Here is a 16,110-nt window from a genome sequence, read left to right as displayed (position 1 = left end):
ACTAGGTTAAGCGTATGGCAAATTTAAAAGAAATTCGCGCCAAAGTAGCTAGTATCAAGAGCACGCAGAAGATTACTCGAGCGATGCAAATGGTAGCAGCTTCTAAGATGCGTCGTGCGCAAGAGCGCATGGCTCAAGGCCGTCCGTATGCCGAAAATATGCACCGTGTAATTGCTCATTTGGTCCAAGCGAATCCTGAATACAAACACCGTTATATGGTTGAACGCCCGGTTAAGCGCGTTGGCTATATCATTGTGTCTTCAGATCGTGGCCTTGCTGGTGGTTTGAACATTAACCTGTTCAAGAAAGTGGTTAAACACGTTCAACAGCAACAAGAGCAGTCAATTGAAGTTCAATTTGCTTTAATTGGTCAAAAAGCGGTTTCGTTTTTTAAAAACTACGGCGGTAAAGTGCTTGGTGCGACGACGCAAGTCGGCGATGCCCCAAGTCTTGAGCAGTTATCTGGTTCTGTACAGGTGATGTTGGATGCTTATGATAAAGGCGAGTTAGATCGTATTTATCTAGTGTCAAACGGCTTTGTCAATGCCATGACTCAAAATCAAAAAATCGAACAACTTGTTCCTTTGGCTGCTGCTGAAGAGGACAAGAATCTGAACCGTCAATACGGTTGGGATTACATCTACGAGCCTGAAGCTGAAGAGCTTTTAAATGGCTTGTTGGTTCGCTATATCGAGTCTGTGGTGTATCAAGGTGTGATTGAAAACATCGCATGTGAGCAGTCTGCACGTATGGTCGCTATGAAAGCAGCGACAGACAACGCAGGCGAGATCATTAAGAGCCTGCAACTTATTTATAACAAGCTGCGTCAAGCCGCGATTACTCAGGAAATTTCTGAGATCGTTGGTGGTGCCGCTGCCGTTTAACATTATTTTGAATTGAGGAGACAGCAATGAATAGCGGTCGTATCATTCAGATCATCGGCGCGGTTATCGACGTCGAGTTTGAACGCAACAGCGTTCCTAAGATCTATGACGCTCTCCAAGTAGATGGTACTGAAACTACTTTAGAAGTTCAGCAACAGCTTGGTGATGGCGTAGTTCGTACTATTGCAATGGGTTCTACTGAAGGCCTTAAGCGTGGTTTGAACGTAACTAACACTAACGCGCCGATTTCTGTACCAGTAGGTACAGCGACTCTAGGCCGTATCATGGACGTTCTTGGTCGCCCGATCGACGAAGCTGGTCCTGTTGCGACTGAAGCGCGTTTACCAATTCACCGTCAAGCGCCTTCTTATGCAGAACAAGCGGCTTCTACTGACCTTTTAGAAACTGGTATTAAAGTCATCGACTTACTTTGCCCGTTCGCGAAAGGTGGTAAAGTTGGTCTGTTCGGTGGTGCCGGTGTTGGTAAAACTGTAAACATGATGGAGTTGATCAACAACATCGCGAAAGCTCACTCAGGTTTATCTGTGTTTGCTGGTGTTGGTGAGCGTACTCGTGAAGGTAACGACTTCTATCACGAAATGAAAGATTCTAACGTTCTAGACAAAGTAGCAATGGTCTACGGTCAGATGAACGAGCCACCGGGTAACCGTTTACGCGTAGCGTTGACTGGTCTTACTATGGCTGAATATTTCCGTGACGAGAAAGACGAAAACGGTAAAGGCCGTGACGTACTATTGTTTGTAGATAACATTTATCGTTATACACTAGCGGGTACTGAAGTATCAGCACTTCTAGGTCGTATGCCATCTGCAGTAGGTTACCAGCCTACACTTGCAGAAGAGATGGGTGTTCTTCAAGAACGTATTACATCGACTAAGTCTGGTTCTATTACGTCAATCCAAGCGGTATACGTACCTGCCGATGACTTAACAGATCCATCGCCTGCTACAACGTTTGCTCACTTAGACGCAACTGTTGTATTGAGCCGTGACATCGCGTCGAGTGGTATTTACCCAGCGATCGATCCACTAGACTCAACTTCACGCCAGTTAGATCCGTTAGTTGTTGGTCAAGAGCATTATGAAATTGCACGTTCTGTACAGAACGTATTGCAACGTTATAAAGAGCTTAAAGACATCATCGCGATTCTTGGTATGGACGAGCTTGCTGAAGAAGATAAACTGGTTGTTTACCGTGCGCGTAAAATCCAGCGTTTCTTCTCTCAACCGTTCCACGTAGCTGAAGTATTTACTGGTGCTCCTGGTAAATTAGTATCTCTTAAAGAAACGATTCGTGGCTTTAAAGGTCTTCTAGCTGGTGAATACGATCACATCCCAGAACAAGCGTTCTACATGGTTGGTGGTATTGACGAAGTTATTGCTAAAGCCGAGAAACTTTAATTAGCTACTCTAATTTAGGAGATTCTCATGGCGACTATGCAATGTGATGTTGTAAGTGTTCAGGAGTCTTTGTACTCAGGCACTATAACTATGCTAATTGCAAAAGGTGCTGGCGGTGAGTTGGGTATTATGCCTGGCCATGCTCCGCTGGTAACTTTGCTCCAACCTGGCGCGATCCGCGTTATTTTGGAAAACGGTACAGAAGAGTTGATCTATGTATCTGGTGGTGTTCTAGAAGTTCAACCGCATGTTGTTACGGTTCTTGCAGATACTGCAGTCCGTGCAGAAAACTTAGATGAAGCAGCTATTGTTGAAGCGCGTAAACACGCTGAAGCATTGCTTGCGAATCAAAAGAGCGATTTGGACGCTGCTGCTGCTTTGGCTGCTCTTGCAGAAACTGCTGCACAGTTGGAAACGATCCGCAAAATCAAAAACCGCGCTCAATAAGAGACGGTTTGAGATTGAAAAAACCACCCGAAAGGGTGGTTTTTTTATAGTTCATAGGTTCTTATCATGTTTGTTTTTATATATGTGTTCATAAAAAAAGATTAAGTCTTTTTCTCTACCATAATTATTGCCAGAACCAAATGTAGCTACTACGTACAAAAAACCAAACTTTTCTAATTCAGATGCTGAAAAGTTACATTCATTATTCGTAAGGTAGTAATCCTTCTTGGATTTGTTCATTTCAAATGATAAGTAGGCTTTTTCTAACCCTTCTAATAAAAACGATGTAAATTGAGGAATAATATGAGCATATCTTAAAAAATTTTCACGATTTATTTCTTTCGCATCATATAAAAGAGCTAAACGAGCGAGCATTTTAGATTGATGGATTAAATAGACTTTATCTAAAGCATTGAGTAATTCACCACCTATTTCTAAGTTGTTTTGATTCTTGAAGATTTTTAGTAATGTTCCTGATGCTAACTTTTCACCTTCCTTTATAAATTCCAGGATATTTTTTAATTTTTGCTTTTCGTTATAGCTTCTGAAAACTTTATAAATCGCTAAACCTGAAGATGCTATTGGAAAAGCTTTTAAAATTTCTTGAAAAATAGTATCAGTCGTTTCTAAAACTGTATTATCAAAATAGTTTTCTGCTGTTTGAATGATATTAGATGGTATTTGACTCATTATGAATTTTCTTTTTTCTACTATATAGAATAATGTACTACACACCTGAAAATTTGAAATTTATATTTTTAGCATCACCTTAAAACAGCTGATTTAGATTATTTGTTTTAGCTTGGAATTTTTGCAAGTATCGATCTTGAGAGTGTTGGTTTTACATTTCCGATTCTTAAATAAATTTTAATTTGTACCACTCGATATAACTTTTACCCTTTCTCAGTAATGTTTTGAACCAATCTGTAAACCTGCACACGCCATAAAAAAATCAGTGATAAGTTAAATGATTCGAACAGATTTCGCTTGTTATAGCTTAATACGATAGAAGTTTAGAACAGGCAAAACTTATAATTGAAAAAAGGGAAAACCATGGCTTATCAATCTATTAATCCATTTACCAATCGAAAATTGAAAGACTACCCATCGCATAGCGATCAAGATATTCAACATGCACTCGATACTGCAGAAAAAATTCTAAAGTCAGAATGGTCACAGCAGGTCGATATCCGTATTGCAGTACTGCGTAAATTGGCTACCAACATGCGAGCGCAAAAAGCTGAACTGGCCAAGCTTATGACCCAGGATATGGGGAAACTGATCAAGCAGGGTGAAGGTGAAATCGAAACCTGCGCCAAAATTGCCGAATATTATGCTGATCATGCCAAAGAGTTTTTAGCGCCCGTGTCCTATGAAACGGAACTGGGTGAGGCCTGGGTTGAGCATCATCCACTGGGTATTATCATGGCGGTAGAACCGTGGAATTTCCCATTTTATCAACTGATGCGGGTATTTGCACCGAACTGTGCCATTGGTAATCCGGTTCTGGCAAAACATGCCGGCATTGTGCCGCAATGTGCTGAAGCTTTTGAGCAACTGGTCTTGGATGCAGGCGCACCCAAAGGTGTCTGGACCAATCTGTTTATCAGCAGTGATCAGGTCGCTGAAGTAATTGCAGACAAGCGTGTGCGTGGTGTGGCACTCACAGGTTCAGAAGGTGCGGGCAGTGCAGTCGCTGAACAGGCGGGCAAACATCTTAAAAAATCAACGCTGGAACTGGGCGGTAATGATGTATTTATCGTACTCGATGATGCAGATCTGGAACGCGCGATCAAGTTAGGCTGTCAGGCGCGTGTCAATAATGCCGGGCAGGTATGTACGGCGGCGAAGCGATTTATTCTGCATGAAAAAATTGCCGAACAATTCAAAGCCGGCATGCTGAACGCCTTTGAACAGTTAAAACTGGGTGATCCGCTTGATCCTGAAACCACTTTAGGGCCACTGTCTTCAAAAGATGCGCTGGAAAAACTGACCAAGCAGGTCGATAAGGCCGTAGCACAAGGTGCAACTGTGGTCATTGGCGGTAAGGCTGTAGAACATCAAGGCAATTTCTATACACCAACGATTCTGGAAAATATCACGCGTGAAAATGAAGCCTGGTATGAAGAATTCTTTGGCCCGGTGGCGCAAATCTATGTGGCCAAGGATGATGATGAAATTGTCGAAATTGCCAATGATTCCAATTATGGTCTGGGTGGCGTGATCCATGCTCAGGATATTGAGCGGGCGAAAAAGCTGGCGTCACGGGTAGAAACCGGCATGATCTGGATCAACTGGTTTACTGACACCACGCCCGAATTGCCATTTGGTGGAATCAAAAATTCCGGTTATGGACATGAACTGTCGATTGATGGTTTTAGAGAGTTTGTGCAGAAGAAACTAGTCGTTGTCAAAAGCCCGAAAGAATAATATGAGCTGATCCAATGTCAAAGAAGCCACTATTTAGTGGTTTCTTTGTCTAGTTGGTCTGAATATTCTTCACGTTTACCGCCTTCATAACTGGCGAAACGTGGATGTTCTGGTGGAAATGACGGTTCAGCGCTTGGCCAAGGCCAGCCACCAAACTGGGTTTCGCGATAACGGCGAAAAGCAGTATCCAGCTCTTGCGCACTATTCAAAACAAAAGGTCCATGCATGGCAACTGGTGCACCGATCGGTTCACCTTCCAGCCATAAAATATGTGATTCCAGCAGCCCACCTTTGAGCTGAATATCTGCATCCGGTTTGAGTTCAAGTAGATGCTTCGGCGCTATCTTCTGTCCTTCAAGCTCCAAGCTTCTACCTTGATAAAAATAACAAAAACGCGTTGCAGTAGCAGTGCTGGCAGGAATGGTTAATTCTGCTTCCGGCTTTAAAGTGATTAAATACATATTGAGTTGATTCTCTGGAATGGCTGCCCATGAATGTGGCGGACGATCCAGTGCCTGAGTCTGTTTAAACTGTCCTGAAATGACCCGGATCTCCGCTTTACGTCCGGTCGCATCGGCTGAAAATACATGTGGAATATGTTCACGCCACAACATTTTATAATCGGCCGGCTGCTTTTTTTGTTCCGGTGAGGAATTCAGCCAGATTTGAAACAGCTCCAGAGGATTGTCCTGATCCTGATGGACTAAAGGAAACATCTCGCAATGCTGTACCCCATTGCCGGTAGTCAGCCATTGCACATCACCCGCGCCATAACGTCCCGAGTTTCCCAGCGAGTCAAAATGATCGACATAACCGCGCTCGACAATGGTAATGGTTTCAAAGCCAGTATGCGGATGCTCCGGAAAGCCGGGAATACTCTCGCCATAATACATGTCATATTCATGCTGCTGTGGCGGGGAAACTGTGCCTAATTCGACATTGCCTTGCGGATAATGATCTTGATGATGAACGGTAAAAATAAAAGGATCTTTCAGATCAAGCCGGGATGTGACTGGAACCACAGAATACAGCACTGAATTCGACATGATTGAACTCCTGATGATCTGATTAGATGAAAATTCTTGATCTAAATATAATTTTTATAATCCATAACAGTGTATAGCCTGCAAGACGATTGAGGAAGGTGGGTTTCGATCAATCGCCTCAAAATGAGATTTTTAGGTATTTTAAGTATTGTCCTGATCAGTATTGCTCTTTGATTCCTGATCTGGATTCTGGATCAGCAAGCCGGCCAGTTTGACCATTTCGGATTGCACATTAACCATCTGGGATTCAATCTTTTTCAAGTTCACTTGGCTGAAATCCACCTGACCATTTAAAAGAGGAGAAGCCAGAACTTGCTGATTGGCGGTCATAATGTTGTCACGAATCTGGTCAATTTCCTGACTTTTCAAGTTCAGGTTGCCTAACACCTGATTAAAACTGCTAAGTTGCTGTTGTAGCTGGGTCGCAGTGGACTCCAGTTGCTGGGTATCTTTAGCTTCGACCGCCGTTTGCAGTTCGGTCTGGGTCTGTTTTAACTGTTCTACATAACTGCCGGCCTTGAGCTGCAAGTCGGCGACATCACGAACCATATAAAACATATTGCCCGATTTAAGTTCGGTTTGTGCTGCTGAACTCTGTTGCTGAGAGGCTGGTTCCAGATCTGAGGTCGTGGTATCTGCCTGTTCAGCCGGTGCTTCGACAGCCTGTTCACAGCCCATCAGTAAAATTCCAGAGCTAAATAATGCGAAAGGAAGGACAGCATTGGCAAGAATCTTGGACATGGAATCAGAGTCTCGATACAGGTGATGGAATTTGAGTAGTATTTAATATAAGGACAAACTATGGAGATAAAAAAGATTGTTGCAAACTCATAACAATTCTTCTGGGTTGCGAACGTTGCTCTATTCAAAAACAAGAAAAAGATTATTAAAAGCTGGTAAAGAAGTACTTTGCTCTCACCAAATTGGCTTGTTTGGCCTGCAATCACTTTGAAAATGTTTTTAGGTGAATTTTAATGCAATTAAATAATCGTTTTTAAATAAAAAAAATAAGTATCTACCAAGAAAATAGATACTTATTTCAAGCTTGATGCTTATGAGAATAATCGAGAATTATTTTGCAAGTTCTGCATTCACTGCATCGACAATCCGTTGATCATCTGCAGTAATATCTGGAGCAAAACGTGCCACTACTTCACCATTTTTATTGATCAGGAATTTTTCAAAGTTCCAGAGCACTTCTGGTGGCTGATTTGGGGTTAAACCATAATCGACCAGATCTTTCCACCAAGGGCCTTCACCGATACGTTCCGGTACAGCCTGCGTAAGGTTGGCATATAAAGGATGCTTGTCTTCACCCGCGACAGAGATTTTAGCAAATAGCGGGAAGTCAACTTTATAATTCACTGAGCAGAATTCCTGAATCTCGGCTTCGCTACCCGGTTCCTGTTCCAAAAAGTTATTGGCAGGGAAGCCCAGAATTTCCAGACCTTCCGCTTTTTTGTCCTGATACAGTTTTTGTAAGCCTTCATATTGCGGCGTCAGGCCACATTTAGATGCGACGTTAACCACCAGCAAAACCTTACCTTGGTACTGGTTTAAAGTGGTTTCTGTTCCTTCAATGGTTTTGACTGGAATGTCATATACAGAGCGAGTCATTAGATTTCCTGTTTATTGCGACTGAACGGTATTTGTTTTAACGGGTATTCGCTTTCAGTACAAGTAAAAACAGGTGAGCTCAGTTACTTAAAGCTGCAAATTGCCTCAATATTATGTGAAAAATCTATTATGCTAGGATGCGCGAATACGCATAGCTTAATAACAAGACCAGCGACTCATGGATGAAAGTATGACACAGCAACAAAAGGCAGTCTGGTGGGCCATGGCCTTACCACTGGCCGCAGTTTTGATTTGGTCTCTGAATATGACTGTCACCCGCTATGTGGCAGATTATATTTCTCCCATCAGTATCAGTTTCTACCGCTGGGCCTTGGCCTTACTGATTTTAACTCCATTCATGTTGCCCAAAGTCAAAGCAGCGTGGCCGGAGATCCGTCCATATCTCGGGCATTTTGCTGTTTTGAGTGCGCTGGGAATGGTGCTTTATCAGGGGTTGGCTTATAGTTCGGCACACTATACCACTGCAACCAATATGGGCCTGATCAATGCCTTTATTCCTATTTTTACCATTATCGTGGGTATTTTTGTTTTAAGGATTGGCCCAACACAGGCTGCAGTGCTGGGGAGTCTTCTGTCTTTTATTGGCTTAATGTATGTCATGGCACAAGGGCAGGGCCTGCAGTTTTTAACTGTTGGTGAAAGTTATATTGGCGATCTGTTGATGTTGATCGCAGTATTTTTCTATGCCTGTTATGGCGTGTTTCTGAAAAAATGGCAGATTCAGATTCCACTCTTAGTGAGCCTGTATATTCAGATTTTTATGGCCTTTCTCTATCATATTCCTTTGGTATTGATTTTAGGTCTGGACAGCATCAATCATGCTAATGCAGCCAGCATTATCTATGCCGGAATTTTCCCATCCATTGCCGCGCCGTTATTCTGGATGATGGCTGTGCAGCAACTTGGTCCCAATCGCAGCAGTATTTTTATGAATCTGATGCCGGTTTTTACTGCAGTAGTCGCATATTTGTGGCTGGGTGAAGCGTGGACCATGTATCACAGTATCGGCGGTGGCATCATTTTACTTGGAATCCTCTGTGCTCAATATCCCGGAAGATCCGCTTAATCAGGAATTAAAAGAGCTAATTAAGAATTTTGTCTGATTAAATATTGAGCGGTTGATCAAAACTTTTTTAATTGAAATCCCCTTTTAAATGCTAATTTTCAAATGTTAAAACAAATAGAAAAATATCGTTTTATTTTAAAAAGAGAATAGAAAGAGCAAGATATTTTGAATATTGCTCAAAAATTGTTTGCTATTAATAGAAAATATGTATTATTTGATTGTTTTATTGTACTTGTCGTCGCATTCAGTTTCTTTCATAATGCGCCCATCGAGAATGATCAAGCAAGAAAATCCTTGTTTTATCAGACTCCCAGAGATTTTCTGAACCCTCTGGATGTGATTTATGCACATCCTTTTTTATGCTCAGCCATCCCTATATGGCTGAGCTTTTTTTTGTCTTAAAACTTTAGTCGGGCTTGAGTGTCCCGACTAAATCAGACAGGACTCAGTCACGAATAATTGCGCCAGTCACTGCATCAATGATGCGGCTTGGTTGCTGACTTAAACCGAGGTCACCATTCAGATAATTTAGATTCTGGTCAAAATAGCGGATCGCATCCTGCAGTGAGCGGGCAGGTTCCATACCGGCAGGGTTGGCACTGGTAGAAACGATAAAACCGCCAAAGGCCTGACACAATGCGACACAGAGCGGGTGAGTGGTCACGCGGACGGCTACTTTAGGGTGATGACCTTTAATCCAGTCAGGAATGTCTTTATTTGCAGGAAGTAACCAGGTGGTCGCGCGATCAGCAGGTCTGTCATGGTTCCAGGATTCAATCACTTTTTCACGCATTTCTTCAGTTAAATCCTGCAACAGATGTTCTACCTGTGAAAGATGAGCTGCCAGCAGAATCACGCCTTTTTCAATCGGGCGCTGTTTTAATTCTAAAATCTGATGAAATGCCTGTTCATTATAGGGGTCGCAACCCAAGCCCCAAACAGCCTCTGTAGGATATGCCAAGACTTGTCCATCTTTAAGCCATGCTGCTGCTTCGGCAACAGAGGTAGTGATCATGTGGATACCTTATATCAAACAACAAAGCGCTATTGTGAACCTTATTTGAGAATCCGACAACGTAGATAGAGGCCGGCTTGCTGGGTACAAAAACCGAGTAACTCCAGTTCCATGAGTTGGCTGGTCAAAGCAGATACCTCTTGCTGAACCTGCGTTCCCAGTTGATCCAAACTCTGTCCCACCCAGTCCAGCTGATTATACAGACTGAGCAGATGCGGTGGAATTTGCTGTGATGTTGCTTCAGTAACTTTCGTTTTGGTGGTATTTTCTAAAGCCTGCCATTGCGTCGCCAGTGCCAGTTCTTCGATGACCTGCTGTGGATGATCAATCAGAATCGCACCCTCACGAATCAGTTGGTGACAACCCTGATAATGCTCGCTGTAAATATGTCCCGGAATGGCAAACACAGTTTTACCTTGCTCAGCTGCCAGTTTAGCCGTAATCAGAGAACCACTTTTTAATGCAGCTTCTGCCACAATCACACCTAGACTTAAACCACTGACGATTCGGTTGCGCCGTGGGAAATGGTGCTGCAAAGGCAGCGTATCTGGTAGAAACTCACTGATTACTGCACCACCGTGCTCAATGATTTGCTGGCGTAGTGATTGATGTTGTGCTGGATAGGTTTGATCCAGTCCGGTCGCCATCACCGCAATCGTGCCTTGATGCTGTAACGCAGCCCGATGCGCTGCTTCATCAATACCGTATGCCAGACCGCTATTGATATAGAAACCCTGTTCACTCAAATAAAAAGCAAAGTCATAAGCTACTTGCCGGCCGTGTGGACTGGGTTTGCGGCTGCCCACAATGGCAATCTGTGCCTGAAGCAGGGTATCGGATCTACCCTGACCAAAAATGATCGGTGGTTTATCTGCATAAGGATGCAACTGCTGAGGATAATGCGGATCGCTGTGCAGCAAAATAAAATCGCTATCCTGCTGGATCTGCTGCAGACATCGCTGAAATTTTTGCTGCGCTTCTGGGAGGTAAAACTCTTTTAAGCGCTGCACATGATTGGCATGAAGGCCGAGTGCTTGCCAGACGGGTACTTGATCCGGCTGAAGGGCATGCGCCAGTTCGGCATAATGTTGACTGATTTTATAGAAACTCGAAAGAGAATGCTGAACCAGATACCATAACGTAATTGTTTCCAGTTGCGCGCGTGATAACGGGTTCAGCATATTGAGACCTATAGGGTTGTCTTCTTATTATTAAGTTTTTTTATTTAGACAAATATTTATTCATCTAAAAGAGGTGCTTGAATTCCTGCACCAACCTTGATTGGTAATTCGCTCTCTAGCACATAGGCATAGCTTAATTGATCGAAGTTTTTGAATACCATGATTTGGCCAATACGCTCACCTGGCAATTGCACACGTTCTTTAGTTTTAGGATCAGTGACCACTTCACCTTTTTGATTCACACTAAAGACATGACCCGTCTGAACTCCATGTGCCGTACCACGGTCAATGGTGACAACACTATGACGTGCTGCTGTACCAATTGACCCCAATACACGCACAATCTGGCCACCGGCAGCAATATTTTCTGCATTGGTCGGATAGAACAGAGTCGGTAACATTGGATCGTATTCTGGTAAGACACGATCACCGCGACGTACTTCAGCATTGTAACTATCTGTCAGTTCAAGTGTGGTGACATCACCTTCGCCACGAACTGCAATACCGGATGCCACCTGTTGCAGCTCGAGTGCAGCCGTATATTTCTTGCCATTCGCATCGGTAAATACATACGGTTCAGCTTCGCGATACACGGCATAGCGTTGACCAACTTCCAGACCGTTACCACGTACATAGACTTTCTGGCCTTTGCCTGCCAGTACGCGCTGATCGGCAGTTCCAAGAATATATGGCGTACCTTGAACTGAATCAGGTGCCATCAGGGTGTAGCGTTCCAACCACTGCTTGATATGTTCTAGTGGAATTACTGGAATGGTATTGTTTAACGATTCAACCCGAATCTGAGGTTGCAAGGAGGTGCTACCCAGATAACGGCTGATAATGCCTTCACAACCATCACCTTCGTCTTTACCAATAATCGGACGGCCCTGGTAATCACACATCAGTAGGCGGTCACCCGGGAAAATCCAGTGTGGATTTTTGACGTGCTTGTTGCTGGCCCAGATTTCCGGCCAACGTACCGGATTTTTCAGGAAGCGTTTCGAGATATCCCAAAGTGTATCTCCTTTTTTCACCACATACACGTTCGGTGCACTGGCTTTTAATGCCGGTGGATTGACGTTACGTGCAGGTGCTGCCTCGGCGGAATGAATGGTCCCCATACTGACGCCTACACAAATAGCAAGTGCCAGCATCTGATTTTTAAACCCCAAGGCACTAAAAAATGGCATGCCCTTTAAAACCTTTTTCATTATCATAATTCCTAAAATTATGTGCGTAGTTGCGTTATAATAACGATCTTACACACATTTTTTTGATGAAGCATTCCCTTCATTTGGTTTTTTGATCAATGGCATAATTGAGGATGCAGTATGGCCTTATTACCTATTTTAAGTTTCCCGGATCCCCGTCTTCGTACCATTGCCCAACCTGTCGAAGAAGTAACTGATGAAATTCGTCAGCTCGCTGCAGATATGTTTGAAACCATGTATGAAGCACCAGGTATCGGACTTGCCGCGACTCAGGTGGATCGTCATATTCAGCTGATTGTTATGGATCTGTCTGAAGATAAAGATCAACCGATGGTGTTTATTAACCCCAAAATTACACCATTGACTGAAGAAACGCAGCCCTACGAAGAAGGCTGTCTATCAGTTCCTCAAATATACGATAAAGTTGACCGTCCGTCACGTGTAAAAATCGAGGCAATTAATCTGCAAGGTCAAGCATTTGAGCTTGATGCTGACGGACTTCTCGCTGTGTGTATCCAACATGAAATGGATCACTTAAATGGCAAATTATTTGTTGATTATTTATCACCATTAAAACGTCAACGTGCACGTGAAAAAGTGGAAAAACTGGTTCGCCAGCGTAATAAAGACAAGGTGGCAGTGAAACGCTAGGATCATTTTAAAGTTTATTTAAATGGTCTAACAAAGCCCAATTCTGATTGGGCTTTGTTATAATCAACATAAGCATGTTTTAGGAATAGCCTGTGTTTTTACGCGCGGGGCTGCTATTTGCATTTGCAGCTGTGTTTCTACAGATTGCTGTATTTTTACAGCCTTTGTTACCGAAGCAATATCAGGTTGCTCCGGTCTGTGAAACCATCACGCGTGCGCTTTTTATCGCGACAGATGCTCATGCGCAGCATAGCGCTGGCGAGCATAGTCACCTTATCCAATCTGATCATCTTCAACATGATCATCATGATGCCAATCATCAGTGTCAGTACTGTAAGGTTCATGCCAATTTAGTCTTACCGCCTGATCTGGACATCAAACAGGTTCTTGACCGGATTCATGTCCGTTTAATTGCCTATCAAAAAACCTTTAAGCATGTCTGGTTTGTCCTTCAGCAACTCTTCTTAATTCCTCAGGGGCGAGCGCCACCACTGCCTGCATAAATCTGCATTTTTCAGCTTGGGTTGGTATTGACTCAAGCCGTGCCTAATTTATGTATTTAGTGAGATAGAGAAATGGCTCAGCCTAAATTTTCTTTACAGCCACTTGCGGCTGCGATTTGTGTTGCTTGTTATTCTTCGATAGTGATGGCCAATGACGCCATGCCGGTTCAGACATTTGCCCCGATTGTGGTGACGTCAGCATCAGGTAATGATGCCAATGGGCTGATTGTCCGCGCTGATCCAAAACAGCCGATTCAACCGATTCCTGCCAGTGATGGTGCGGATTATTTGCAAAGTATTGTCGGCTTTAGTTCGGTCAATAGCGGTGCCGGCACTAATGGTGATGTGACGTTCCGCGGCATGTTTGGTTCACGAATTAAGATCCTAACTGATGGCACCGAAAACCTGGGCGCCTGTCCAAGTCGTATGGATTCGCCGACCTCTTATATTTCTCCGGAAAGCTATGACCGTATTTCGGTGATTAAAGGACCGCAAACGGTTCAGTATGCCAATACTGGCTCTGCGGCCACAGTGATTTTCGAACGTACGCCGGAACAGTTTGATCAAGATCAAAACTATCGCGGTCAGGCCAGTGTCTTGATGGGGTCATTTGGCCGTCTGGATCATAATGTCGAAGTTGCAGCAGGCGATGATCAGAAATATGTCCGACTCAATACCAATCGTTCGGTATTGAATAGCTATCAAGATGGAGATGGAACCACTGTACCTTCAGATTGGGAGCGCTGGAATGCGGATCTGGCATTGGGCTGGACTCCAGATACAGATACCTGGGTAGAGCTGACTGGCGGTAAAGCTGATGGTGAAGCAGTTTATGCCGGCCGTGCAATGGACGGTTCCAAGTTTGCCCGCGAAAGTTTAGGACTTCGTGTAGAAAAGAAAAATCTTACCGATATCATTCAAAAAGTCGAAGCTCAAGTGAACTATAACTTTAATGACCACGTTATGGATAACTTTAGTTTACGTGAGTTCCAGCCTGGAGGAATGATGAGTATGCCAATGGCGACCAATGTGACACGTAAAACATTGAACGCGCGTATGGCAATGACCAATGAGTGGGATAAATTGCAGCTGATTACTGGTATTGATAGTCAGAATAATGAACATACTAAACGTAACGGAAGTCTGATGACGCTGTATCAAACTCAGCCACGAACTAAAGATATGGAATTCCAGTCTGTGGGAGCTTTTGGAGAACTGAGTTATCTGTTCAGTGATAACAATAAGCTGGTGTCTGGTGTTCGTCTTGATCAGGTCAATGTAGACGCTGTTCAATCTCAACAGGAACGCAAAGAAACTTTACCGAGTGCCTTTATTCGTTTTGAAAATCATCATCCCGATCATGATGATGGCAAGACCTATATTGGCCTGGGTTATGTCGAGCGTATGCCGGATTACTGGGAATTATTCAGTCCTAAAACGGGAAATGATAACGTTAATACTTTTGCCAATATTGATATTGAAAAGACATTACAGCTAGATTTTGGTTATCAACATGAGCATGGTCATTTCAATTCATGGGCATCCGCATACGCAGGTTTGATCAATGATTATGTGTTAACAACCTATAAACCTACTGGCATGATGAGAATGCTTGAAGCACATACCCGTAATGTCGATGCCACTATCGCTGGTGCAGAAGCTGGAATTGGTTACCAGTTTACTGACCGCCTGCAGGCCGATATCAGCGCCATGTATGCCTGGGGTGAAAACACCACAGATAATACGCCTTTGCCACAAATCTCTCCTTTAGAAGCCCGTGTTAACTTGCGCTATGTTCAAGACAAATATAATTTTGGATTGCTATGGCGTGTAGTGGGTGGTCAAAACCGGATCAGTCTTAACGAAGGTAATATTGTGGGTTATGATAACAAGCAGAGCGCAGGCTTTGGTATTTTGTCTTTAAACGGTAGCTACCATGTTATGGATAGCGTGGATGTATCAGTCGGAGTCGATAATGTTCTAGACCGGACTTATACCGAGCACTTAAATAAAATGGGTGCTTCCGGGACAGGTTTACCAGCAACCGAGCAGTTTAATAATATGGGACGTAATTACTGGGCACGTGTCAGTATGAAATTCTAATTGTTGCTTAATATTCCAAAAGCCATTGCTCAATAGCGATGGCTTTTTAATTTTTAGCGTTGCAATCAATTTTTCATATTTAAATCGGGCCTATGTATCTTGGAAGAATACCGGATAAAACAAGTTTTGTATATATAAACGCCAGGTTGCTGAAGAATCAAACAAGAATAGAGTGTGAATTGAACGATATAAGTCATGTGATAAAGACTTTTATAATTTAAATTCAAATAAAACAATATCTTAGTTTTTTTTTAGGTTGGTTTTGTTGGATGTGCTCAATAAAATTCAAAAATAATGAAAATAAATTAACTATATATAACAATTACTTATATTTTTATTGGTTTGAAAAATAAACACACGATAAAAAATCTTTGCAAGAAGTATTGCACGGGCTTTGAAATGCTGTAGAATGCACATCCATCGGCGGTGATGAAGATTAAAACCTCTGATAAAACAGTGACTTAGTTGAGTTTAATTGAGTTGGGTTTTATTTGATAAGTTTGAAAAATAGTTT

General features: G+C 43.0%; 15 protein-coding genes. 8 read left to right on the top strand and 7 right to left on the bottom strand.

Annotated features, from left to right (window positions below; all coding sequences use genetic code 11):
• The first annotated feature begins 14 nt into the window (after window positions 1–14).
• The 3 genes from atpG to ACP7AK_RS13660 are packed head-to-tail and all read left to right on the top strand — an operon-like array spanning window position 15 to window position 2,752.
• Entirely contained in the window at window positions 15–884 is an 870-nt protein-coding gene (gene atpG, locus ACP7AK_RS13670; protein ID WP_004644862.1) for a F0F1 ATP synthase subunit gamma, read from the top strand.
• A gap of 26 nt (window positions 885–910) precedes the next feature.
• Window positions 911–2,305, top strand: coding sequence for a F0F1 ATP synthase subunit beta (gene atpD, locus ACP7AK_RS13665; RefSeq protein ID WP_004644863.1), 1,395 nt, complete (start codon window positions 911–913; stop codon window positions 2,303–2,305).
• Window positions 2,306–2,332: 27 nt separating this feature from the next.
• Window positions 2,333–2,752 (top strand): F0F1 ATP synthase subunit epsilon, encoded by a 420-nt coding sequence (locus ACP7AK_RS13660; RefSeq protein WP_004732608.1) that lies wholly within the window; start codon window positions 2,333–2,335, stop codon window positions 2,750–2,752.
• 51 nt (window positions 2,753–2,803) lie between these two features.
• Here the strand turns inward: ACP7AK_RS13660 and ACP7AK_RS13655 are convergent, their stop codons facing one another.
• On the bottom strand, window positions 2,804–3,442 hold the full coding sequence (locus ACP7AK_RS13655) for a hypothetical protein (RefSeq protein WP_138743286.1): 639 nt from the start codon (window positions 3,440–3,442) through the stop codon (window positions 2,804–2,806).
• 363 nt (window positions 3,443–3,805) lie between these two features.
• Between ACP7AK_RS13655 and ACP7AK_RS13650 the strand changes: the two genes are divergently transcribed.
• Window positions 3,806–5,182 carry an NAD-dependent succinate-semialdehyde dehydrogenase gene (locus ACP7AK_RS13650; protein WP_425880123.1) on the top strand — a complete coding sequence of 459 codons (1,377 nt, stop codon included), beginning with the start codon at window positions 3,806–3,808 and terminating at the stop codon, window positions 5,180–5,182.
• Window positions 5,183–5,211: 29 nt separating this feature from the next.
• On the opposite strand, the gene ACP7AK_RS13645 is transcribed toward ACP7AK_RS13650, so the two are convergent.
• The 3 genes from ACP7AK_RS13645 to ACP7AK_RS13635 form a co-directional block, all read right to left on the bottom strand.
• Window positions 5,212–6,228: a pirin family protein gene (locus ACP7AK_RS13645; RefSeq protein ID WP_425880122.1), complete on the bottom strand. Its 1,017-nt coding sequence runs from the start codon at window positions 6,226–6,228 to the stop codon at window positions 5,212–5,214.
• A 141-nt stretch (window positions 6,229–6,369) separates the two neighbouring features.
• Window positions 6,370–6,969: a hypothetical protein gene (locus ACP7AK_RS13640; protein ID WP_425880121.1), complete on the bottom strand. Its 600-nt coding sequence runs from the start codon at window positions 6,967–6,969 to the stop codon at window positions 6,370–6,372.
• A 330-nt stretch (window positions 6,970–7,299) separates the two neighbouring features.
• Window positions 7,300–7,845: a glutathione peroxidase gene (locus ACP7AK_RS13635; RefSeq protein WP_005249624.1), complete on the bottom strand. Its 546-nt coding sequence runs from the start codon at window positions 7,843–7,845 to the stop codon at window positions 7,300–7,302.
• Between the two features lie 190 nt (window positions 7,846–8,035).
• Here ACP7AK_RS13635 and ACP7AK_RS13630 point away from each other — a divergent pair, with 190 nt between their 5' ends.
• Complete coding sequence (locus ACP7AK_RS13630; RefSeq protein WP_425880120.1) at window positions 8,036–8,932, top strand: DMT family transporter; 897 nt, start codon at window positions 8,036–8,038, stop codon at window positions 8,930–8,932.
• A 445-nt stretch (window positions 8,933–9,377) separates the two neighbouring features.
• Here ACP7AK_RS13630 and ACP7AK_RS13625 read toward each other — a convergent pair whose 3' ends face one another.
• Genes ACP7AK_RS13625 through ACP7AK_RS13615 form a run of 3 tightly spaced genes read right to left on the bottom strand, consistent with a single transcriptional unit; the run spans window position 9,378 to window position 12,339 of the window.
• Window positions 9,378–9,947: an L-threonylcarbamoyladenylate synthase gene (locus ACP7AK_RS13625; protein WP_086044343.1), complete on the bottom strand. Its 570-nt coding sequence runs from the start codon at window positions 9,945–9,947 to the stop codon at window positions 9,378–9,380.
• Window positions 9,948–9,988: 41 nt separating this feature from the next.
• Entirely contained in the window at window positions 9,989–11,128 is a 1,140-nt protein-coding gene (dprA, locus tag ACP7AK_RS13620; RefSeq protein WP_253145948.1) for a DNA-processing protein DprA, read from the bottom strand.
• Window positions 11,129–11,184: 56 nt separating this feature from the next.
• Entirely contained in the window at window positions 11,185–12,339 is a 1,155-nt protein-coding gene (locus ACP7AK_RS13615; RefSeq protein ID WP_243474751.1) for a LysM peptidoglycan-binding domain-containing protein, read from the bottom strand.
• 120 nt (window positions 12,340–12,459) lie between these two features.
• Between ACP7AK_RS13615 and def the strand changes: the two genes are divergently transcribed.
• From def to ACP7AK_RS13600, 3 genes are all read left to right on the top strand, one after another.
• Entirely contained in the window at window positions 12,460–12,990 is a 531-nt protein-coding gene (def, locus tag ACP7AK_RS13610; protein ID WP_044112406.1) for a peptide deformylase, read from the top strand.
• A gap of 92 nt (window positions 12,991–13,082) precedes the next feature.
• Window positions 13,083–13,493, top strand: a complete 411-nt coding sequence (locus tag ACP7AK_RS13605; protein WP_004644876.1) for a DUF2946 family protein — start codon at window positions 13,083–13,085, stop codon at window positions 13,491–13,493.
• A 72-nt stretch (window positions 13,494–13,565) separates the two neighbouring features.
• Window positions 13,566–15,596: a TonB-dependent copper receptor gene (locus ACP7AK_RS13600; protein ID WP_425880119.1), complete on the top strand. Its 2,031-nt coding sequence runs from the start codon at window positions 13,566–13,568 to the stop codon at window positions 15,594–15,596.
• The last annotated feature ends 514 nt before the right edge of the window (window positions 15,597–16,110 follow it).

The sequence above is a fragment of the Acinetobacter sp. TWP2-2-3 genome, assembly GCF_049896445.1.
GTDB lineage: Bacteria > Pseudomonadota > Gammaproteobacteria > Pseudomonadales > Moraxellaceae > Acinetobacter.
Note: the sequence above shows the minus strand (reverse complement) of the source record. Positions and strands in the feature narration are given on the sequence as shown.